At 68.0% G+C, this 21,484-nt stretch carries 15 protein-coding genes and 1 tRNA gene; 6 read left to right on the forward strand and 10 right to left on the reverse strand.

The window, feature by feature from the left end:
- Position 1 precedes the first annotated feature (1 nt).
- Positions 2–1,480 carry a bifunctional UDP-N-acetylglucosamine diphosphorylase/glucosamine-1-phosphate N-acetyltransferase GlmU gene (glmU, locus tag BACI349Y_RS13255; RefSeq protein WP_159632495.1) on the reverse strand — a complete coding sequence of 493 codons (1,479 nt, stop codon included), beginning with the start codon at positions 1,478–1,480 and terminating at the stop codon, positions 2–4.
- Positions 1,481–1,583: 103 nt separating this feature from the next.
- A tRNA-Gln gene (locus tag BACI349Y_RS13260) sits at positions 1,584–1,655 on the reverse strand.
- Positions 1,656–1,789: 134 nt separating this feature from the next.
- Here BACI349Y_RS13260 and BACI349Y_RS13265 point away from each other — a divergent pair.
- Entirely contained in the window at positions 1,790–2,416 is a 627-nt protein-coding gene (locus tag BACI349Y_RS13265) for a TetR/AcrR family transcriptional regulator (RefSeq protein ID WP_159632496.1), read from the forward strand.
- Positions 2,417–2,449: 33 nt separating this feature from the next.
- On the opposite strand, the gene BACI349Y_RS13270 is transcribed toward BACI349Y_RS13265, so the two are convergent.
- The 5 genes from BACI349Y_RS13270 to BACI349Y_RS13290 all read right to left on the reverse strand — a co-directional run bounded on the left by BACI349Y_RS13270 (position 2,450) and on the right by BACI349Y_RS13290 (position 8,626).
- Positions 2,450–4,282: an ABC-F family ATP-binding cassette domain-containing protein gene (locus BACI349Y_RS13270; RefSeq protein WP_159632497.1), complete on the reverse strand. Its 1,833-nt coding sequence runs from the start codon at positions 4,280–4,282 to the stop codon at positions 2,450–2,452.
- Between the two features lie 33 nt (positions 4,283–4,315).
- Positions 4,316–5,293 carry a 4-(cytidine 5'-diphospho)-2-C-methyl-D-erythritol kinase gene (locus BACI349Y_RS13275; RefSeq protein ID WP_159632498.1) on the reverse strand — a complete coding sequence of 326 codons (978 nt, stop codon included), beginning with the start codon at positions 5,291–5,293 and terminating at the stop codon, positions 4,316–4,318.
- Positions 5,290–6,162, reverse strand: a complete 873-nt coding sequence (gene rsmA, locus BACI349Y_RS13280; RefSeq protein ID WP_159632499.1) for a 16S rRNA (adenine(1518)-N(6)/adenine(1519)-N(6))-dimethyltransferase RsmA — start codon at positions 6,160–6,162, stop codon at positions 5,290–5,292. Before rsmA ends, BACI349Y_RS13275 begins: the two co-directional genes overlap by 4 nt.
- A gap of 111 nt (positions 6,163–6,273) precedes the next feature.
- Positions 6,274–7,464 carry a resuscitation-promoting factor gene (locus BACI349Y_RS13285; RefSeq protein ID WP_224025473.1) on the reverse strand — a complete coding sequence of 397 codons (1,191 nt, stop codon included), beginning with the start codon at positions 7,462–7,464 and terminating at the stop codon, positions 6,274–6,276.
- Positions 7,465–7,720: 256 nt separating this feature from the next.
- Complete coding sequence (locus BACI349Y_RS13290) at positions 7,721–8,626, reverse strand: TatD family hydrolase (protein ID WP_159632500.1); 906 nt, start codon at positions 8,624–8,626, stop codon at positions 7,721–7,723.
- Positions 8,627–8,789: 163 nt separating this feature from the next.
- On the opposite strand from BACI349Y_RS13290, the gene BACI349Y_RS13295 reads away from it, so the two are divergent.
- Genes BACI349Y_RS13295 through BACI349Y_RS13305 form a run of 3 tightly spaced genes read left to right on the forward strand, consistent with a single transcriptional unit; the run spans position 8,790 to position 13,840 of the window.
- The gene (locus BACI349Y_RS13295) at positions 8,790–9,890 is read left to right on the forward strand and encodes an AAA family ATPase (RefSeq protein WP_159632501.1); all 1,101 of its coding nucleotides are present in this window, start codon (positions 8,790–8,792) and stop codon (positions 9,888–9,890) included.
- A gap of 9 nt (positions 9,891–9,899) precedes the next feature.
- Positions 9,900–11,366 carry a DUF58 domain-containing protein gene (locus BACI349Y_RS13300; RefSeq protein ID WP_159632502.1) on the forward strand — a complete coding sequence of 489 codons (1,467 nt, stop codon included), beginning with the start codon at positions 9,900–9,902 and terminating at the stop codon, positions 11,364–11,366.
- A complete protein-coding gene (locus BACI349Y_RS13305) occupies positions 11,363–13,840 on the forward strand; it encodes a transglutaminase TgpA family protein (RefSeq protein ID WP_159632503.1) in 2,478 nt (825 codons plus the stop codon). The genes BACI349Y_RS13300 and BACI349Y_RS13305 overlap by 4 nt, the downstream gene beginning before the upstream one ends.
- A 61-nt stretch (positions 13,841–13,901) precedes the next feature.
- On the opposite strand, the gene BACI349Y_RS13310 is transcribed toward BACI349Y_RS13305, so the two are convergent.
- The gene (locus BACI349Y_RS13310) at positions 13,902–15,401 is read right to left on the reverse strand and encodes an NAD-dependent succinate-semialdehyde dehydrogenase (protein ID WP_159632504.1); all 1,500 of its coding nucleotides are present in this window, start codon (positions 15,399–15,401) and stop codon (positions 13,902–13,904) included.
- Positions 15,402–15,594: 193 nt separating this feature from the next.
- Complete coding sequence (gene rsmI / locus BACI349Y_RS13315) at positions 15,595–16,470, reverse strand: 16S rRNA (cytidine(1402)-2'-O)-methyltransferase (protein ID WP_159632505.1); 876 nt, start codon at positions 16,468–16,470, stop codon at positions 15,595–15,597.
- 45 nt (positions 16,471–16,515) lie between these two features.
- Here rsmI and BACI349Y_RS13320 point away from each other — a divergent pair, with 45 nt between their 5' ends.
- Both BACI349Y_RS13320 and BACI349Y_RS13325 read left to right on the forward strand, forming a co-directional pair.
- Positions 16,516–18,243 carry a dolichyl-phosphate-mannose--protein mannosyltransferase gene (locus BACI349Y_RS13320; RefSeq protein WP_159632506.1) on the forward strand — a complete coding sequence of 576 codons (1,728 nt, stop codon included), beginning with the start codon at positions 16,516–16,518 and terminating at the stop codon, positions 18,241–18,243.
- A 67-nt stretch (positions 18,244–18,310) separates the two neighbouring features.
- Positions 18,311–20,140: an AMP-dependent synthetase/ligase gene (locus BACI349Y_RS13325; RefSeq protein ID WP_159632507.1), complete on the forward strand. Its 1,830-nt coding sequence runs from the start codon at positions 18,311–18,313 to the stop codon at positions 20,138–20,140.
- Here the strand turns inward: BACI349Y_RS13325 and BACI349Y_RS13330 are convergent.
- Positions 20,131–21,363 carry a TIGR01906 family membrane protein gene (locus BACI349Y_RS13330; RefSeq protein WP_159632508.1) on the reverse strand — a complete coding sequence of 411 codons (1,233 nt, stop codon included), beginning with the start codon at positions 21,361–21,363 and terminating at the stop codon, positions 20,131–20,133. The genes BACI349Y_RS13325 and BACI349Y_RS13330 overlap by 10 nt on opposite strands.
- Positions 21,364–21,484 lie beyond the last annotated feature (121 nt).

Raw genomic sequence — 21,484 nt, forward strand, 5'->3', positions numbered from 1 at the left:
GTTACTTGCCCTCTTCTGTAGATGCCGGGGTACTTGAGGAGTCGTTGGTGGCCGCCTGGGCCAGTTCGGCGGAGCGGGTTCCGGGGCGGTGCGCCGGAACCCAGCCTTCGGTGTTGCGCTGCGCGGCGATGCTCAGCGCCAGGGCACCGGCCGGTACGTCTTTGCGGATCACCGCGCCGGCGCCGCTGTAGGCGCCGTCCCCCACGGTGACCGGGGCAACAAAGACCGTGTTGGAGCCTGTCCGGACGCCCGAGCCGATCACCGTGCGGTGCTTCTTCTCGCCGTCGTAATTGGCCGTGATGTTGCCACAGCCGATGTTGGTGTCCTCGCCGATTTCGGCGTCCCCGGCATACCCCAGGTGGGACAGCTTGGAGCCACGGCCGATGGTGACGTTCTTGGTTTCGTAAAAGGCGCCGATCTTTCCCTTTTCGCCCAGGACGGTGCCGGGGCGAAGGTAGGTGAAGGGGCCGACGGCGGCGCGCGGGCCGATCACCGAGCCGGAGCCATGGGTGCGGACCACCGTGGCGCCCTCGCCGACCTCGACGTCGGTCAGGGTGGTGTCGGGGCCCACGACGGCGTCCCTGGCCACCGTGGTGGTGCCGTGCAGCTGGGTGTTGGGCAGGAGCCGGACGTCCTCGTCCAGGGTGACGGAGGAATCGATCCAGGTGGTGGAGGGGTCCACGACAGTGACGCCGGCACGCATCCAGGCTTCCACCGTGCGGCGGTTCAGCTCGGCGCCGAGGGCGGCGAGCTGAACGCGGTCATTGGCGCCCTCCACCTGCCAGCGGTCAGCGGTGACGACGGCGGCAACGCGGCCGCCTGCCTCGCGTGCGAGTCCCAGCACGTCGGTGAGGTATTTCTCGCCCTGGGCGTTGTCGGTGGTCACCTTGGCCAGCGCCTCGCGGAGCACACCGGCGTCGAAGGCGTAGATCCCGGAATTGACTTCCCGGATCAGCTTTTCGGCCTCAGAGGCGTCCTTATGTTCGCGGATGCCGGTGACGGAGCCGTCCTCACCGCGAAGGATGCGGCCGTAGCCGGAGGCGTCGTCCAGGACCGCCGTGAGGACCGTGACGGCGTTGCCTTCGCGTTCGTGGGTGGCAACGAGTTCCTTCAGCAGGTCGCCGGACAGCAGGGGCACGTCACCGTAGGTGACCACCACGGTTCCAGCCAGGTCCTCATCCGCGTGCAGGGCATGCAGGGCGGCTTCCACGGCGCGGCCGGTGCCGGGCACGTCGTCCTGGTCCACAATGACGGCGTCGGGGTCGAGGGCCGATACGTGGCCGGCCACCAGGTCGCGTTCGTGGCGCACCACAATCGCAAGCCTTTGTGGGGCGATGCCGCGGGCCGCACGGAGGGCGTGGCCCACCATGGAGAGGCCGCCGATCTCATGCAGGATCTTGGGGGTACGCGACTTCATCCGGGTACCGGCGCCTGCTGCCAGAACGATTACAGCGGCCGGGCCGGCATTCTCGGGGATCACGTACGGGCTCTCCTTGCTTGGTTGTGCTGGCGCTTGACGGCGTCCGGCGGGCCAGGCCGCCGGGCACCGGGTGCCATCCTCATGATCGCGCCCCGCGCAGCAGTTCCGCCCATAGGATTCGAACCTATACTCCACGGCTCCAAAGGCCGGGGTGCTGCCGTTACACCAGAGCGGACCGTGCCGGAGGACTCAAGGCCCGGGGCACAAGTCCCTATTTTGCCACGGGTTCAGGGCCCCGCGCGACACGGGGCGCTCCGCTCCCGCCCGCCCCGCTGAATACCGCCGCCGGCGGTGGGGCATGATGGGAAGGTGAGCAACAACCTTCCGCGGATGCGGATGACTGGCCTGCAGCGCCGGAGCCAGCTGATCGACGTCGGCCGCGGCCTTTTCGCCGTCCGGGGGCTGGACGGGACCACCATCGAGGAGATTGCAGCCTGCGCGGGAGTGTCCAAACCGGTCATCTATGAACACTTCGGTTCCAAGGAAGGCCTCTACACCGAAGTAGTGGACTGCGAATTCCACATCCTGCTGGACGCGGTCAACGCCGCCCTCACCGAGGAAGCCAAGCCCCGCGTCCTCGTGGAACGCGCCGCCCTGGCCCTGCTTACCTACATCGAGGAACGCACGGAGGGCTTCCGTATCCTGATGCGGGACGCTCCGCCCTCACAGCCCGAGGGCGCCTTCTCCACCCTGCTGTCCCACGTCACCGCCCGGGTGGAACACATCCTCTCCGACGAATTCTCCCGCCGCGGCCTCAGCGGCGAAGACGGCGCCATGTACGCCCAGATGCTCGTGGGCATGGTGGCGATGACGGGGCAATGGTGGCAGGACAGCCGCCAGCCCGACAAGCAGACCGTTGCCGCGCACCTGGTCAACCTCGCCTGGAACGGCCTGACCGGCCTCAAGAAGGACCCTGAGCTGCAGTCTGAACCCTAAGCCTTGCCGTGGTTCCGTCCGCGGCGAAGGGGGTCAGTCGCCGAGGAGTTCCGAGGACTCCAGCCACTCCAGTTCCAGGGCGTCCTTTTCGTCCGTGAGGTCTTTAAGCTGCTTGTTCTGGTCGGCGAGCTTGTCGAAGTCGCCGGCCTCGGTGGTTTTCACCATGGCGTCATGGAGTTTCTTTTCCTCCTGGTCGAGCTTCTTGAGCTGGCGCTCGATCCTGTTGAGGGCTTTGCGGGCGTCGCGCTTCTCGGCCTCGGAGGGGCCTGCACCGGTGCCCCCGGCAGCCTGCGCCTGCCCGGCGCTGGTGACGGGGTTTCCGCCGCCGGTCACGGTTGAGCCGGCCAAGGCTGAGTCGCGCAGTTCCAGGTACTGGTCCACGCCCCCGGGCAGGCCGCGCAGCTTGCCGTCGCCGAGCAGTGCCATCTGGTGGTCGGTCACCCTTTCGAGCAGGTAGCGGTCGTGGCTGACCACCACCAGGGTGCCCGGCCAGCCGTCCAGGACGTCCTCGACGGCGGCGAGGGTATCGGTGTCGAGGTCGTTGGTGGGCTCGTCGAGCATCAGCACGTTGGGTTCGCCCACCAGCAGCCGGAGGAGCTGCAGGCGGCGGCGCTCACCGCCGGAGAGGTCCTTCACCGGCGTCCACTGCTTCTGGTTGGTGAACCCGAGCTGCTCCACCAGCTGGCCGGCCGTGAATTCCTTGCCGCCCACGTTGAAGGAACGCTTTTCCCGCTCAATGACCTCAATGACGCGCAGGTCAGCGACGTCGTCGAGCTCCTTGACCTCCTGGGTGAGGACCGCGGTGACCACTGTTTTGCCGCGCTTCAGCTTCCCGGCGTCGGGCGCGATCTCGCCGTTGAGCAGTTTCAGGAGGGTGGTCTTGCCGGCGCCGTTGACGCCCACCAGGCCCAGCCGCTCCCCCGGGGCCAGCCGGAGGGTGATGTTGTCGAAGAGCTTCCTGCCGTCGTCGCCGCCCTGGAAGTTCAGGGACACGTTCTCAAGGTCCAGGACATCCTTGCCCTGGCGGGCGGTGGCCATCTTGCTCAGCGCCATGGAGTCACGCGGAGCCGGAACGTCGGCGATGAGCGCGTTGGCTGCCTCGATCCGGAACTTCGGCTTGGCGGTCCGGGCAGGGGCACCCCGGCGCAGCCAGGCGAGTTCTTTTTTAACCAGTTGCTGGCGCTTGCCCTCCACCACGGATGCCATCCGGTCCCGTTCGGCCCGGGCCAGGACGTAGGCGGCGTAACCGCCTTCAAAGGGGTCCACGATCCCGTCGTGGACCTCCCAGGTCTTGGTGCAGACTTCGTCGAGGAACCAACGGTCGTGGGTAACCACCAGGAAGGCGCCCTGGTTGGGCCGCCAGCGCGTCTTCAGGTGCCGGGCCAGCCAGGCAACGCCCTCGACGTCGAGGTGGTTGGTGGGTTCGTCGAGCATGATGACGTCGTGGTCCTCGATGAGCAGCTTGGCCAGGGCCACCCGCCGCTTCTGGCCGCCGGAGAGGGCGTGGACATTGGCGTGCCAGTCGACGTCGGACACCAGGCCGCCCATGATTTCCCGGATGCGGGGGTTGCGGGCCCATTCGTAGTCCGCCTGGTCCCCTACGATCGCAGCACCCACCGTGAGGTCGCCGTCGAGTACGTCGCTCTGGTCCAGGTATCCCACGTTGACGTCGCCGCGTTTGGTGACACGGCCGGAGTCCGGGGTGGAGCGCAGGGACAGCAGTCGCATCAGGGTGGACTTGCCGTCACCGTTGCGGCCCACCATGCCGATCCGGTCCCCCTCCTCCAGTCCCAGGGTGATGCCGTCCAGGACGGTGCGGGTTGCGTAGGAAACCGTGAGGTTTTCGCCGCCAAGAAGGTGTGCCAAAGGGAACTGCTTTCTGCTGCCGGACTGGAAGTATTAAAGGAGGGTGTCGGAGATGATGCGCGCGCCCGGGACCGGGCCGTGGACGGCGAGTGCTGTCAGGCCGTAGCGCTGCAGGTCCTCTGCGAGGGCAGCGGCTGCCACGGAATCCTCGGCCAGCAAAGCCACGGTGGGGCCGGATCCGGAGACCATGCCCGCCATGGCGCCGTGGGACTCGCCGATTCCCAGCGTATCGCGCATCGCAGGCGAGAGTTCAATGGACGCCCTTTGCAGGTCGTTGACCAGCACGCGGCTCAGGGATTCCGCGTCGCCGCCCCGCAGCGCCGCCAGGATCTTCGGGTCAACACCGGTGGGTTCCCCGGCGTCGATTCCCTCGGCGTCGCGCAACCGGTCCAGGGTCCGGTACACCTCGGGAGTGGAGAGGCCGTAGTCGGCCACCACCAGGACCCAGTGGGTCTGCGCCTTGGCCAGGGCCGGAGAGAGTTCGTCGCCCAGGCCAAGTCCGACGGCGGTTCCACCCAGGAGCGAGAAGGGGACGTCGGCACCCAGTTCCGCTGCAAGGTGTGCCAGTTCCTCACGGGACAGACCGCTGTTCCAGAGGGCGTCGCAGGCCAGGAGCGTGGCAGCGGCATCGGCCGATCCGCCGCCCATGCCGCCGGCCACCGGGACCCGCTTGGTGATCTCCAGGTGCACGCCGGTGGCGTGTTCGGAGACGTCGGCCATGATGGCGGCCGCCTTGTACGCAAGGTTGCTGCTGTCCAGGGGAATGTCGACGGCGTCGAGGTCCAGGGTGCTTTCGGGGCTGAGGCTGATGGTGATTCCCGGGGCGGCGGTGCTGGTGGCTGCCACTTCCTCATAGAGGGACACTGCGAGGTAGACGCTGGCCACCGAGTGGTAGCCGTCAGGCCGCAGCGGCCCAACGGCCAGGGACACGTTGACCTTGCCGGGTGCCTTGACGCGCACCGTCCTGGCCGCGAACCGCCCCCTGGCCGCCCTCTCAAGTCCCGCGTTCACGGGCGGTTTTCCCTGGCTTCGGCGATCCTGGCGAATGCGGCGATGTCGATGACCTCGCCGCGTGCGGTGGGGTCGACGCCGGCTGCCAGCAGGCAACGCTCAGCTTCCGGCGCTCCCCCGGCCCAGCCTGCCAGGGCGGCCCGGAGCGTTTTGCGCCGCTGCGCAAACGCGGCGTCCACCACGGCAAACACCTGTTCGCGGGTGGCGGTGGTGGCGGGGGGTTCGCGGCGGGTGAAGGCCACAAGCCCGGAATGGATTTTGGGGGCCGGCCAAAAGACGTTCATGCCGATCACGCCGGCCTTGCGCATCTGGCTGTACCAGGCGGCCTTGACGGAGGGAACACCGTAGGTTTTGGATCCGGGTCCGGCTGCCAACCGGTCTGCCACCTCGTCCTGCACCATCACCAGGCCGTGCTGCAGGCTGGGGAAATGCTGCAGGAGGTGCAGCACCACGGGAACTGCCACGTTGTAGGGCAGGTTGGCTACGAGCGCCGTGGGTTGCACCGGCAGTTCGGTGACCTTCATGGCATCGGCGTGCACCAGGTGAAACGCGTTTGCAGCGGCCGGGCGCCATTCCTTCACGGTTTCGGGGAGCTTTGCGGCAAGGACCGGATCGATTTCGACGGCGACGACCGCCGCTGCCGCGTCGAGCAGCCCCAGCGTCAGGGAGCCCAGCCCCGGACCGACCTCGAGCACTGTTTCATCCGGCCCCACGCCTGCCGCGGCCACAATCCGGCGGATGGTATTGCCGTCAATGACAAAGTTTTGGCCCAGGGTCTTGGTGGGCCTGACCCCAATTTCCTCTGCCATCCGGCGTATGTCGGAGGCACCGAACAACGGTGCGGGAACGGCGGGGATCGGTTCAGTCACCTAGGTATCCTATCCCGCGCGGCACTTGGCCCTCCCCCGTTAACGGCTGTGGCCGGCCCCGGAGTACCCGGGGCCGGCCACAGCCGTTTTTTGCGCGTTGATGCCGGCCGATCAGCGGCTGGCGGCCCAGCCGCAGCCCCACGGTGACAGGCCACGCTGTGCGTAGACGCGGTTGGCGATGTCGATCTGCTGCGCCTTGGTGGCCAGGCTGGCGTTGGGCGCATAGGCGCCGCCGCCGGCGCCAATCCAGGTCTGGATGTCGAACTGCAGGCCGCCGTAGTAGCCGTTGCCGCTGTTGATGCTCCAGTTTCCGGTGGACTCACACTGGGCAATCTTGTCCCACATGGCTTCGTTCATCATGGCCGGTGCTGCTGCGCCGGTGTTGGCGGCCGCGGGGGCTGCGGCGGCCTGGGGTGCAGGCTTGGCTTTGGTGCCCACGGTGACCTTCTCGGTGACCGGCTGGACCGCTACGTTTTCCGAAACCAGGGTGCGGGAAGCCTCCCGGCCGTCCACGAGCACCAGCTTGAAGGTGCGCTCGATCTTTCCGGCGGCCCCGGCCTGGGTCACTTCCTTCTCACCCTTGAGCATGTCCGCGCTTTCGGCGGTGACGGTGTCAAAGGGAACGTCTTCGCTGGTGACGGCGGTCTGGCCGGTGTCAACCCGGGAAACCTTGATGACCATGTTGTTCACCACGTTGGCGTTGGCCGGCTGGGAGGTGCGGTCGTTGGCGCCGAGGGTCACGCCGGAGTCTTCGAGGACCTTGCCGACCGTGGGGGCGGTGGTGGTGGCGGTGTTCACCTTGCCGTCGGCCACGATGCTGACGGTCTTGGGCGTGGAGATGGAGACGTAGGAACCGGCCAGCGAAAGGGTGGCATCCTTGGGCGCCGAAACCGACGAGGCGCTGGCCACACCGAGTTCAGTCACCAGGTCTTCGACGTCCTGCGCCGTGGTGTTGACCGTCTTTTCGGCCCCGTCAAGGCTGACCTTGACTTCTTTGGCTTGGTTGATGTTGATGACGGTGCCGTTCTGGACGGTGGCGTCAAGGGAGGGGGAAACGCGGTCGCCGGGCTTCAGGTCCAGGTTGGCGCTCTTGACCACCTGTTCCACTGTTCCACCAAAGGACTGCACGGACGACGCTTGGCCGTCCACGTTAAGCGTGATTGTTTTGTTATTGCCCACGAAGGCTACGAGGCCTGCGACCAGGCCGCAAAGCACCAGCAGCTGGGCGCCAACCTTTATAAAGCTGAACTTGCCGTCCGATGTGAAGAACTTGATCACGATTGCCCGTAACTCTCGGTCCATCCGGGCACGGGGAATGCGCAATAAAATGCCCGGAGCAACCTCAAAAAGGAGAGTCCGGGCACCAGTGCGCCACCACACTCCGCGCAGCGGCAAGGCCCGATGTTGGACAGACGGGCCCGGCTGCACGTGGAGTGAAATTACCCGTTGGCCTTCCCCGACCCCGGCTAATAGTTTCCCACTGTAACCGTAGCGTTATAAAGCAGCCAACATTTTTGCATACCAGGTATGCGATCGCGGGTGTCGCAGAAGGGTGGGATTAAGCCCAGGATCCGTATGCCCGCACGGTATTTTCGCTGATGGAGGTGCATAGTGCGGCGAGGTCGGAGCCTGTCAATTCTGCCATGGCCCGCACGGTGTACGGGACCATATAGCTCGCGTTCGGCCGCCCCCTGTGCGGGTGCGGCGTCAGGAAGGGAGCGTCCGTTTCCACCATGACCAGCTCCCGGTCCGCGACCGCGAGCGCGGCACGGAGGTTGGCGGCATTCCTGAACGTCAGGGTGCCGGCAAAAGACATCCACCAGCCCTGTTCGTTACACGTCCGTGCCAGGTCCTCGTCACCGGAGAAGCAGTGGAACACCACCCTTTCCGGTGCACCCTCCTCCCGGAGCACACGGACCACGTCGCTGTGCGCGTCCCGGTCATGGATCTGCAGGGTGAGGTCGAGGCGCTTGGCGATGTCGATGTGCCGCCTGAAGGAGTACTCCTGGTGCCGCAGCCCTTCGCCTTCGGTGCGGTAGAAGTCCAGCCCGGTTTCGCCGATGGCCCGGATGCGGGGATGCGCGGCCAGCTGTTCGATCTCGGCAAGGGCCGCTTCCAGTCCGCCCCGGGCGGCGTAGTGCGGAGCATCGTTGGGATGCAGTGCCACAGCTCCCAGGAGCCGTTGGTCCTGGTCCACCGCCTCCGCCGTGAACCGCGAGGACTCCAGGTCGCAGCCCACCTGCACCGCACCCTGCACGCCCACGGCCTCTGCCGCATCCAGTGCAGCTTTGATCCCGACGGGACCCTTTCCTTCCGGGAAGTCCAGGTGGGTGTGGTTGTCCATGACCGGTACTGGCAGGGGCTCCGGCGCAGGCGGGAAATCCTTCCGGCGCCCGGCGTCCGCTTCCGGTTCCGCGTCTGCGGCGGGCACCCGGTAGGCGGCGGGAATCGACGAATTGCACATCCAACCAGCCTAACGGCCCAAGGCTCCCCTATATTTGCCGGAACTCTCTGTCAGGCACGGCAGTTGTGTTAGTAGTCTGGAACGAAGACACGCGCACGCCCACCGAGGGGCGAAGGCAGGCTTGCTGTCACGTCCAGGTGAAACCCGGGCTGAAAGGTTGCCGATGGAACCCCACCGACGCACTGCCAACAACGCAGGCGCACCGAACCTGAACCTGGCCGGCGTCGCCGATTCCGTCAGCCACCTGAACGGCCACCGGCCTGCAGCCATGGATTCCGGTGCCTTCCACGCAGCAGCGCAACGCATCCTGACCACGGTCAATACCGTCATCGACGGCAAGTCCGATGCCGCCAAGCTGGCGCTCACCGTCCTCCTCGCCCAGGGCCACCTGTTGGTGGAGGACGTGCCCGGCGTCGGAAAGACCCTGCTGGCAAAAACCCTCGCGCGGACCATTGACTGCACCGTCAACCGCATCCAGTTCACCCCGGATCTCCTCCCCTCCGACGTGACCGGGGTGTCCATCTACAACCAGGCCTCCAGGCTCTTCGAATTCCGGCCCGGCGCGGTGTTCGCCAACATCGTCATCGGCGACGAAATCAACCGCGCGTCCGCCAAGACCCAGTCGGCCCTCCTGGAATGCATGGAGGAGCACCAGGTCACGGTGGACGGCACGTCCTACAAACTCGATGAGCCGTTCATGGTGGTGGCCACCCAGAACCCCATCGAAATGGAAGGGACATATCCGCTGCCGGAGGCGCAGCGGGACAGGTTCATGGCCCGGATTTCCATGGGCTACCCGGACAAGGACGCAGAGATCGAGATGCTGGAGACGCACCAGGCAGTCTCGCCGCTGGCCACCGTCACCCCCGTGGTCACCGCTTCCGATGTTGCCGCCATGATCGCCACCGTCCAGCAGGTTTACGTCTCGGATCCCGTGAAGGAATACACGGTCTCGATAGGGAGGGCCACGAGGGAAAGCCCGCTGCTGCGGCTGGGCGCGAGCCCCCGGTCCATGCTGCAGCTGCTGCGCGCCGCCAAGGCCACCGCCGCCTTGGACGGGCGCGATTTTGTGCTTCCGGACGACGTCGGTGATGTGGCCGAAGCCGTCCTGGCGCACCGGATCATCCTTGACCGGAAAGCTGCCGGCGCAGGCGAGACCCCGCACAGCATCCTGCGCAGCATCCTGTCCCGGCTGCCCGTGCCCCAGGCGGCCCCGGGGCAGCCCAACCGGGCAGCGGCGGCCGCCGGCAGCAGGAACCGCTAGGCGCACACCATGGCCTTCCTGCACAAGCTCCCGAAGCACCTGTTCACCAGGCGCGGATGGGGCATGCTGGCGGCCGGTGCCTTCACGCTGGCTGCAGCCCAGGTCATGGGCCGCCGCGACCTCCTGACGCTGGCCCTGCTGCTGCTGGTGCTTCCGCTCGTCTCCCTCGCAGGCGTTCGCCTGGTGAAACCCCGCTTCCGGGTCTACCGGGAATTCAACCCCTCCCCGGTGGAAACGTCGGCACCGGCCACGGTCAACCTTGCGGTGGCCAGGACCGGCCCGGGCAGCGGGCGGGTGGTCATGGAGGAGCGGCTGCCGGCACAGTTTGGCCAGGCACCCGCGTTCCGGTTCCCGTCCCGTTCCGCCACCGGCGGCACCAGCCGTTACGAATACCACCTGACGTCCAGGTATCGCGGGCAGTTCAGGATTGGGCCGGTAACGGCAGAGTTCACCGACCCCTTCGGCCTTTCGCTGCACCGGCGGCCCATTGACGACGGCGACGTCCTCACCGTGACGCCGGCCGCCGTCGCTCTGCCTGCCACCGGGCTGGGCGGAGCGCGGGGCAACGACGGCGTCACTGCCACCCGCGTGCGCGCGAATCCCAGCGACGACGATGTCATGACCCGCGAATACCGCCATGGGGACCCCATGCGGAGGGTCCATTGGGCGGCGACGGCCAGGCACGGGGCCCTGATGGTCCGGCAGGAGGAATCGGTCACCACGCCGGAAGCGACCATCATCCTTGACCATCGTTCCAGCACGTTCGCCGGCGGCCTTGGAACATCCATGCCGGGGCTTCCCGGCCACGATGGGCATGCGCCCGCCACCAGCGACACCTTCGAGTGGTCCGTGGTTGCCGCCATGTCCGCCGGCGCCCACCTGGCTGAACGCAATTACAGCCTTCGACTGCTGGATGCCGGCGGCGACCCGGCATTCCTTCACTCGCCCTCCTCTCCGGAGCCTGGGGCGGAGGAGTACAGCGGCGCATCCGGCCTGCAGTCGATCGCCGAGAGCCTGGCGGCCATCCATCTCTCCGGCACGCTCCACCCGCGGCGGGACGGAGCGCACCCGGAGCTGCCCGGCAGGAACATAGAGCGGCGGGCTGCTGCCGGGGCGCGGACGCACGTGGGCAGCGACCAGGGGCCGCCGGCATTTGATGACCGATTGATGGACAAGCTGTCCGCGCACCGCATGCGGGGGCCGCTGATCGCAGTGTTGGGCCGGATTACCAAGGAGGAGGCAGCAGCCCTGGCACCGGCTGCCGCGTACGGGACCGATGCGTTCGCACTCCTCGCCGTGGAACGGCCCGCGGAGTTCCAGGATGTCCTCGACGTGCTGCGGCAGGGCGGCTGGCGGGCCGTAGCCGCGGCGCCGAAGACCCGGCTTGCTGCTGCCTGGGGCCAGTTCGCCCAGGACCCCGCCCTGCCCGTCGCGCCCGCAGCGGAGGTCCGCCGGGGAGCGGGGGTGGCGAAATGACCATCGCACCGGCCCGGACGACGGGTTCAGGACACCAGGCCCGGGACAACCCGCGGATTCCTGCGGGGCGCACCGGTGCCGGCGCCTATCCCTGGGCCATGGCGGCAGCAATCTCCTTGGCGGTCTGCGGAGCGGCCCTGTCCCTGAACGGTGTCCTTCGCGGCTGGAACTGGTACTGGCCCGCCATGACCACCGTGCTGGCGGTGGCCCTCACGCTTGCCGCGCTCCGTTCCGTCCGCGCCCAGCCGCTGCTGGTCACCGCCGGAGGGTTCGTGGCGCTGGGCGGCGTCCTGACCATGACCTTCTTCCGCAGTTCCAGCTTCCTGTGGGTGGTCCCCACCGGTGCCACGCTGCCTGAGCTGGACCGGCTGATCCAGCGCGCCAGCGAAACCGTGCTGGCGGAGACAGCGCCCGTGGCGCCCAACGCCGGAATTGTCATGGTGGTCTGCGCCGTGCTCGGCCTGGCGGTCATTCTGGTCGATGCCCTCGCGGTGCCCCTGGGGATGCCGGCCGCTTCCGGCACCGGCCTGCTGGCCCTGCTGGTGGTCCCGGCCATGATCAAACCCCAAAGCGTGGGCGTCGGGAGTTTCCTTGCCACCGCGGCGGGATACCTGCTGATCCTTGCCGTCAGCCAGTGGTTCGCCCCGGACGGCAGGCTGCAGGGCGGACCGGCACGCAGTCCCGGACTGCTGCGCCGCGCCGCGCTGACCGGGGCCGTGGCCCTGGCCGCCACCCTGGTGCTGCCACTGGCTATTCCAGGCTTCGACCGCGGCACCTTCCCCCAGGGGTCCAGGCTGAATCCGTGGGGCGCTTCCACCGGCCTCAACCCGATGATCACGCTGGGCAACAGCCTTCGCACCCCCGACGGAAGCGGCAGGATCACGTACGCCACCAATTCACCCACGCCCCTCTACCTGCGCTCGGTGACCGTGGACAACTTCGACGGCGACTCCTGGGGCCCCGACGACCGCAACGCATCCCGGGTCCCCCTTGACGGCCGGATCGACCCCGGCTATCAAGTCCTCACCGACGAGCAGGTGCGCCTGGTCACCGCCGTCGACGCCGGTTCCTTCACCAGCCCCTACCTGCCGGTCCCCTATGCCCCTGAAACCGTCCGCGGCCTGGGCGGCGAGTGGACCTGGGATCCGGCCACGCTGAGCATCAAGGGCACGGACACCACCACCCGGCGGCAGGAATACCTGGTGACCTCTGCCGTGCCCAAGCTCTCCGCAGCCCTGCTGGCCCAGTCCTCGGCCCCGGCGCGCGGCATCCCCGACGTCTTCACCAGGATTCCGGGCAATGTGCCGGACATCGTCAAAACCACTGCACAGACTGTGGCCGGATCCGCCGGGACGCCGTACCAAAAAGCCATGGCCATCCAGAAGTACCTGCGCTCGTCCGAGTTCACCTACTCGCTGCAGTCACCGGTGCAGGGCGGCTACGACGGCAACGGGCTCTCCGTCCTGGCAGATTTCCTGCAGCAGAAGAGCGGCTACTGCATCCACTACGCCTCCGCGATGGCCGTGATGGCCAGGCTGGAGGGCATTCCGAGCAGGATTGCCGTGGGCTACGCCCCCGGCAGGCTCACAGGGGCCACCATAACGGTGGCCGGCCAGGGGTCCCTCCCTGAGTACGAGGCCGACGCGCGCGACGCCCACGCCTGGCCGGAACTGTACTTCCAGGGCCTGGGCTGGGTGCCCTTCGAACCGACCCCTTCGCGGGGAGTGGTCCCTGACTACGCCACGGAGACCTCAGCACCATCAGTGGCGGAATCGCTGGGCAACAACGACGGACTCATTCCCGACACCGTCCCGGTACCAGCACCCTCCCCCAGCGCAACGGCACAGGCCCTCCCCAGCGCAGGCGGAAGCGGCTCCGGCGACGGCGTGCCCCTGATGCCTTGGCTCCTTGGGACGGCCGGAGCGGTGGGCCTGGTACTCCTGGCCGCCGCGCCGCACCTGGTACGCGCCGGCGCCCGGTCCCGGCGGCTGCACCCGAAGCGCCCTGACCTGGCCGTCCCGCTGGCGTGGAGCGAACTCCGGGACCTCGGCACCGACTACGGGCTGCCCGCGGGGAACAGCGAGACGCCGCGGGCCTACGCGGCCCGGTTCCGCAGCACCCTGCTGGGCGAACCCGGCGGTATGGACCAGGACGCCCACGGGGCGGTGGCCTCCCTCACCTCAGCCTTTGAGCACCACAGGTATGGACGTCCCGGCGCCGGCAGTTCCGCCGACGCAGCAGTCCAGGACCTTGCAGCCGGCATTGCCGCCGTGGAGGCGTCACTGCGCGCCAATGCCCCGCTGCCAAGGCGTTGGGCTGCTTCGTGGGTCCCGCCGTCGGTCACCCTGCGGCTGGGCCGGCTGCTCAGGATGCCGTTCAGCGCTGCCGGCCGTGCCATCCGCCGGGTGCCGCACGCCCGGGCACGCTTCAGGTCAGCGCCGGACGACGGCGGCGGCAGGGCAGGCGGGGGCTGAACACACAGGTACCGGCCGGGGAAGTCCCGGCCGGCACGTGTGGTCTTGCGGACTGCCGGGGCTAGCCGGCGTAGGGGTCGGCGATGCCGATGTACTGCGTGTAGAGGTACTCCTCGATGCCTTCCAGGCCGCCTTCGCGGCCCAGGCCCGACTGCTTCACGCCACCGAAAGGTGCCGCGGCGTTGGAGATGACGCCGGCGTTCAGGCCCAGCATGCCGGTTTCCAGCCGCTCGCCCATCCGGATACCGCGGTTGATGTCCTTGGTGAAGACGTACGCCACCAGGCCGTATTCGGTGTTGTTGGCCAGCCGGACGGCCTCGTCCTCGCTGCTGAAGGTGATGATCGGGGCCACCGGGCCGAAGATTTCCTCGGACAGGATCCGGGTCCCCTCGGAAACGCCGGACAGGATGGTGGGCTGGTAGAAGTAGCCCGGCCCCTCCACGGGAGCGCCGCCCAGGACTGCCTTGGCACCGGAGGCCAGGGCGTCGGAGACCAGCTCGTGCACCTTGTCCCGGCTCTTGCCGTCGATCAGCGGGCCCACCTTGGATTCGGGTTCGGTGCCCCGGGCGGTGGTCATTTCCTTCATCTTCGCGGCGAACTTCCCGGCGAATTCGGCCGCCACCGACTCATGGACGATGAACCGGTTGGCAGCGGTGCAGGCCTCGCCCATGTTGCGGAGCTTTGCGGCCATCGCGCCGGTGACGGCAGCATCCAGGTCGGCGTCCTCGAAGACCAGGAACGGGGCATTGCCGCCCAGCTCCATGGAGGTGCGCAGCACGTTTTCGGAGGCGTCGGCCAGCAGGCGGCGGCCCACCTCGGTGGAGCCGGTGAAGGACAGCTTGCGGAGGCGGGAATCCTTGATCAGCGGTCCCGTGGTGGCCCCGGCCGTGGAGGTGGGGATGACGTTGAGGACACCGGCGGGCAGGCCGGCCTCCTGCATGACGGAGGCGAACAGCTGGGACGTCAGCGGCGTGAGGTTCGCGGACTTCAGCACCATGGTGCAGCCGGCAGCGACGGCGGGCGCGATCTTGCGGGTGGCCATGGCCAGCGGGAAGTTCCACGGGGTGATCAGCAGGCAGGGGCCCACCGGCTTCTTGGCCACCAGGAGACGGGATTTGCCATCCGGAGACACCGAGTAACGCCCAAAGGCACGTACTGCTTCCTCAGAGAACCAGCGCAGGAACTCCGCCCCGTACGTCACTTCGCCGCGGGCTTCGGCCAGCGGCTTGCCCATTTCCAGGGTCATCAGGAGGGCGAAGTCTTCAGCCCGTTCCGTCACCAGGTCAAAGGCCCGGCGGAGGATTTCCCCCCGCTCACGGGGCGGCACCTTCGCCCAGGACTCCTGGGCTGCCGCAGCAGCGTCCAAGGCCGCCGCACCATCTTCGGGGCCGGCGTCGGCAATGCTCAGCAGCACCTTCCCGGTGGCAGGATCCTCGACGTCGAACGTCTTGCCGGACGCGGCGTCGCGCCACTCACCGTTGATGAGCAGCCCAGTGGGAACGGAGGCCAAAAGCCGGGTTTCGCGCTCGGCGGTAACGGCCGGCTGTGCAGTGACAGTCACGATGACTCCCTCGTCGGTAGGGTTGTGGCAGCCCGTCGCCGCGGCCGGAGTGACCGGGATCATGGGGCTGATTAACTGCCAGACTACTGCGGGCCACCCCCATGGTCTACGCCGTTGCGCACTGCGGAATCGCCGCCGTGCTGTGCAGCTGCACAGCACGGGCGCAGCGCGTCACGAACGGCTTCGCTGCCCGCTACCGTGCGGCCAGGACCGCCGAGTAGAGCTCCCGCTTGCTGACCCGGGCATCTTCGGCGACGGCGGCTACGGCCTCCTTCAGCCGGATGCCCTGGGCCACCAGTTCATTGACGGCCGCAACGTGGTCCTCCGGGGTGCCGGCTGCCTGTTCGGGGGCGCCGCCAAGCACCACGGCAATCTCGCCGCGGACCTCGTTGTCCTCAGCCCACTGCAGGAGCTCGCCCACGGTGCCGCGGATGACTTCCTCATACGTCTTGGTCAGTTCCCGGCACACTGCGATGGGCCGGTCCGGGCCGAACCTCTCCCGCAGGGCCCGCAGCATGGCTTCAAGCCGGTGGGGCGCCTCGAAGAACACCATGGTGCGCCGCTCCCCTGCAAGGTCCGCGAGGCGCGAGGCCCTCTCACCGGCCTTGCGGGGCAGGAACCCTTCAAAGCAGAACCGGTCAGTAGGCAGGCCGGACAGTGCCAGCGCCGTGAGGACCGCGGACGGCCCGGGGACAGCGGTCACGGGAAGCCCCGCGGCGATGGCCCCCTCCACCAGCCGGAAACCGGGATCGGACACCGCGGGCATCCCGGCGTCCGTAACCATGAGAAGAGTGCTGCCTGCACGGACCTGGTCCAGGAGCTCGGCCGTCCGGGTGGCCTCATTGTGCTCGTGGTAGCTGATGACGCGGCCCGCAACGGCGACACCCAGGCTTTGGACCAGGCGGTGCAGCCGCCGGGTGTCCTCTGCCGCCACGATGTCCGCGGTGCCCAGCAGTTCCACCAGCCGGGCGGAGGCATCGCCGGTGTTCCCGATCGGAGTGGCGGCAAGGACGATCCGTCCCGCCGTCGAAGGGGCGGGCTCGGGAAGGGGGCTGGGGTTCGGGTCCACCCACCAAGCCTACTGCTGCCGGGTCTTCCAGCCGCAAAAGGTAGCATGGGGCTCGTGACGCAGACCTCGACGCGGCCCGCCGGGGCCGGGAAACCCAGCCCGGCGGCATCCCCAGCCGGCACCGGCGCCACTGCAGGGGAACCCGGCGGGAAAGCAGTCCGGCCCTGGATCAGCCGGCCGGACGAAGCGTTCACCGCCGAGGCGCTGACGACCAGGCTGATCGGTACCGGACTATCCTGGCGCGACTATCCGCCGTCGCTGCGGCTCTGGTACATCCTGGTCCCGGTGCTCACGGCGGTGGCCGGCGGCCTCCTCCGGTTCATCCGCCTCGAAGTGCCGCACAAGCTGGTGTTCGACGAGACGTACTACGTCAAGGATGCCTACTCCTACCTGATCAGCGGCTACGAACGCAGCTGGCCGGACAAAGCCAATGATTCCTTCAACGCCGGGAACCCCGATGTCCTGCTGAACACTCCGGAATATGTGGTCCATCCGCCGGTCGGCAAATGGATGATTGCGGCGGGCATGTGGCTGTTCGGGCCGGAGAACCCCTTTGGCTGGCGCTTCGCGGCAGCACTTACGGGCACCCTCACCGTGCTGCTGGTCTCCCTGATCGCCCTGAAACTGTTCCGCTCGCTTCCCCTGGCGGGCGCGGCGGGGCTGCTCCTCGCCGTCGACGGCCACCACCTGGTGATGTCCCGGACATCGCTGCTGGACATCTTCCTCACGTTCTGGATCCTTGCCGCCTTCGGCGCCCTGCTGATGGACCGCGACGACGGGCGCCGCCGCCTGGCCGCACGGCTGGCACGCGCCGCTGCCGCGAACGGCGGACAGCCACCGGCCGGCACGTTGCTGACCGGCCCATGGCTGGGCGTGCGCTGGTGGCGGGTTGCCGCCGGGGTCTGCATGGGCCTGGCGGTGGGCACCAAATGGTCGGGCCTGTTCTTCCTGGCCGGTTTTGGCCTCCTCACCCTGCTCTGGGACCTCAACGCCCGGCGGGTGGCGGGCATCCGGGGCTGGATCAGCGGCGGAGCCATCCGGGACGGCATCCCGGCGTTCATCGGCATGGTCCCCGTGGCAGGGATCGTCTACTCGGCGACCTGGACAGGCTGGTTCCTGTCGGACAACGCCTACTTCCGCCATTGGGCGGAAAGCAACCCGTCGGCGGAATGGGGGTGGCTCCCCGACTCAGTCAGGTCCCTGGTCCACTACCACCTGGAGGCGTACAACTTCCATCAGGGCCTGAGTTCGGAGCACCCCTACCAGGCCAGCGCCTGGAGCTGGCTGGTGATGGGGCGGCCCACGTCGTTCTTCTATGAATCCCCGCCCCAGGGCACCCCGGGCTGTGACGTGGAGAAGTGCACCTCCGCCATCCTGTCGGTCGGGAACCCGCTGATCTGGTGGCCGGCGGCCATCGCGCTGGTGGTCCTGCTGTTCTGGTGGGCGGGACGCCGGGACTGGCGCGCCGGGGCCGTGCTGGCCGGCGTGGCTGCGGGCTACCTGCCGTGGTTCATGTATCCGGAGCGGACCATGTTCTACTTCTACGCGGTCTCCTTTGAACCGTTCCTTGTCCTGGCCCTGGTGTACTGCCTGGGGCTGGTGCTGGGAAGGTCCTCGGATCCGCCGTGGCGCCGTCGCTCCGGACTGTACCTGGTGGTCCTGTTCCTTGCCGCGGTAGTGCTGCTGTCGGCATTCTTCTACCCGATCTGGACAGCCGAAGTGATCCCGTACGTCGACTGGAAAGTCCGGATGTGGATGCCATCCTGGATCTAGGGCAGGATGGCAACAGAGACCTGATGGAGCCGCTGCCGCGGCGTGGCAGCGGAAACGGAGACCTGCTGTGAGAGAAGCGAGTACCGAACTGCTGGTTGAGCTTGACGCCGGCAGCAACGTAACGGACCTGCTGCTGGAGCAGCACGCCGCCAACCCGGCCCACGCCCTGTACCGGCGGAAGGGCCCCAACGGCTGGGTGGATGTCACCGCGCAGAAGTTCCTGCAGGACGTCAGCGCCCTGGCCAAAGGCCTCATCGCCGGCGGCCTGGAGCCCGGCGACACCGTGGCCGTCATGTCCCGCACCTCCTATGAGTGGACGCTGGTGGACTTTGCCATCTGGTTCGCCGGCGGCGTCACGGTACCCATCTACGAGACGTCCTCCGCAAGCCAGGTGCAGTGGATCATCCAGGACGCAGGAGTCCGCCGCGTCTTCGCCGGCGACCGCGCCACGGTGCAGCTGGTCACCGGCGTGGTGGCAGGTTCCGCCGAGCTCAGCGACCGCCTGGTCAACGTGGTTCGGATGGATTACGACGGCGAGGCCCCGGACCTTGCCAGCCTCGCCGCTGCAGGCACCGGAGTCAGCGATGCCGAGCTGGAGCGGCAGCGCAGCCGCGCGGGGCTGGCCGACCTCGCCTCGCTGGTGTACACCTCGGGCACCACGGGAAAGCCCAAGGGCTGCGAGATCACGCATGGGAACTTCGCCCTGGTGGCCAGGAACATCGTTGCGTTCCTGCCCGAAATCCTGCAAAAGGACCAGGCCCGCACCTTGATGTTCCTGCCGCTGGCCCACGTGCTGGCCCGGGCCGTCCAAGTGGTCTGCCTGGCTGCAGGGGCAACCCTGGGACACACTCCGGGCGCGGCGCAGCTCCTGGAAGACCTCGGCACGTTCCGGCCCACCTTCCTGCTGGTGGTGCCGCGCATCTTCGAAAAGGTCCGGGCAACGGCAGCGCACAAGGCCGCCGCGGCAGGCAAGGGGAGGCTGTTCGATGCCGCGGCAGCAGCCGCGATCGCGTACTCCCGGGAACTGGACCGGCAGAGCCGGGGCGACGGTCCGGGCCCCGGGCTGCTGGTCCGGGCCCGGCATGCGGTGTATGACCGCCTGGTCTATCCGCGGCTGCGCCAGGCGCTGGGCGGAGAGGTGGGATATACCGTTTCGGGGGCCAGCCCGCTGGCGTCCGAGGATGCACACTTTTTCCGTGGCGTGGGGATTCCCGTCCTGGAGGGTTACGGGCTGACCGAGACCACGGCGCCCTGCACCGCCAACACCCCGTCCCGCACCAAGGTGGGAACTGTGGGGATCCCCATTCCGGGCACCACCATTCGCGTTGCTGAAGACGGCGAAATCCTGGTGAAGGGAATCGGCGTCTTCAGGGGTTACCACGGCAACCCGGCGGCGAACGCCGAGGCATTCGTGGATGGCTTCTTCCGCACCGGTGACCTTGGCGTCCTGGACAAGGACGGCTTCCTCACCGTCACGGGCCGGAAGAAGGACCTGCTGGTCACTGCGGGCGGCAAGAACGTGGCGCCGGGGCCGCTGGAGGAAAAGATCCGCGCCCACCAGCTGGTGGGCCATGCGGTGGTGGTGGGCGACGGCAAGCCGTTCGTCTCGGCCCTGCTGACGCTGGACCCGGAAGGCGTTGCCGACTGGCGGTCCGAGCGTGGCCTGCCTCCGCTCCCCCTCAGTGAAGCTGCCGGCGACCCCCAGGTCCTGGCCGCCCTTCAGGAGGCAGTGGACCTTGCCAACCAGATGGTGTCCAAAGCCGAGTCGGTACGGACGTTCAGGCTCCTGGACGCCGAATTCAGCGTGGAGTCCGGGCACCTGACGCCGTCACTGAAACTGAAGCGGGCCGCCGTCGTCAAGGAGTTCCAGGCGGAGATCGCCAAGATCTACGGCTGATCCACCTTTTCCTGCTCCCCGTCCACGCGCTTTTCCTGCGGCGCAACACCGCGGCGGCGGCGGGTGGGCCACGTGAGCACCAGCGTCACGATGGATGCCAGGAGCACCAGGGCACCGATGCCGATGCCCGCGTCGATCCAGAACTGGCTGGGGAACAGCCTGATCAGGGTGTCGTCCAGGCTGAACGTCCAGGACCCGTCAGCGAAGAAGATCCGGTGGAACTCGGTGAAGAACTGCTGCCAGCCCAGTGCCGCCAGTGCTCCCAGGCCCAGGATGAGGACCAGCGTGATGATGGAGCCGGCGAAGAGGCCCCGCCGGACTCCCCCGGTGCTGCGCCTGCGCAGGTACAGGATTGCGATCAGCGCCAGGAGGAGCAGCAGCGCACCGGCGCCGAAGGTGGACAGGATGACCGTTTTGACGTCGGCCATGTGGCTGACTTCGCCGTCCTTGAAGAGCTTATCGCCGCCGCGCTGCACCAGATCGCCCAGGTACCTGGGGCCGGACCAGTTGAGGAGGTAGTCCACGGCGTAGGAGCCGTAGGTCATCCTGTCGTCGGTGCTGAAGCCGTAGCCATCGCCCGGGAAACCGGGACGGTTGTACTCCACCCAGAGGAAGAGCGGGGTGGTCACCGCCCGGACGGCAAGGATCAGGAGGATGAACGGGTAAATGATGGCCAGCAGGACCTGCATGACGCGGGGTGCCACAGGCTTGGCGTTCGCGGCGCTTTCACGCTGGGCGTTGCGGCGCTCCACTTCCTCCTCAGGGGGACGGACGTGCAGGGCCGAGGTGGGAAGGGGCTCCTTGAAAACCGGCGAGGCACTGCTGCCGGCATGCCCGTCCGTGGAGGCGGTGGCGGTCGACGGGCCGGAGCCGGGCCGGCCGGCAGCGGACGGGACGGGAGCGGGATTCCCCGTGGCGGAGGATTCGACGGCGGCTTCCGCAGCCCTGCGGTGGGCACGGCTTTCGGGTTGGACGGAGTTGCCTTCTGCCGCGGACTCCTGCCGGGCAGGCCTGTCCCCGAGCGGTTCTGCCCCGTCGGTCGTGTCGCCGCCGGGCTTCTCTCCGCCGGACGTGTCGCCGTCGGTGTTGTCGCCGTCGGACGTGCCGCCATCAGTGGGCGTCAGCCAGGAGAACGCGGGCTCGTCGGAATCCCTGGACGTATCCAGCAAAGGTTCCGGCTGCGGCGCAGCGCTTTTGGCGCGGACCGGTGTTTCGTCATTCACAGCAGCGTCACTTCCGTTGGGTTCCGCACCGGCCCCATGCCGCCGGTGCGATTGATTCTGCTGTCGAGCCTACCGTCAGGGACTTCCGCTGGGCGAGGAACCACCCCGGCAGGATTACAAC

It is taken from the genome of Arthrobacter sp. 8AJ, from assembly GCF_902506025.1.
GTDB lineage: Bacteria > Actinomycetota > Actinomycetes > Actinomycetales > Micrococcaceae > Arthrobacter.

Excerpts from the sequence above, each read along its gene's own strand:
- BACI349Y_RS13295 (WP_159632501.1), top strand. The coding sequence starts at position 8,790 with ATGGAACCCCACCGACGCACTGCCAACAACGCAGGCGCACCGAACCTG.
- BACI349Y_RS13300 (WP_159632502.1), top strand. The coding sequence starts at position 9,900 with ATGGCCTTCCTGCACAAGCTCCCGAAGCACCTGTTCACCAGGCGCGGA.
- BACI349Y_RS13320 (WP_159632506.1), top strand. The coding sequence starts at position 16,516 with ATGGGGCTCGTGACGCAGACCTCGACGCGGCCCGCCGGGGCCGGGAAA.
- BACI349Y_RS13305 (WP_159632503.1), top strand. The coding sequence starts at position 11,363 with ATGACCATCGCACCGGCCCGGACGACGGGTTCAGGACACCAGGCCCGG.
- BACI349Y_RS13285 (WP_224025473.1), bottom strand. The coding sequence starts at position 7,464 with ATGGACCGAGAGTTACGGGCAATCGTGATCAAGTTCTTCACATCGGAC.
- BACI349Y_RS13290 (WP_159632500.1), bottom strand. The coding sequence starts at position 8,626 with ATGTGCAATTCGTCGATTCCCGCCGCCTACCGGGTGCCCGCCGCAGAC.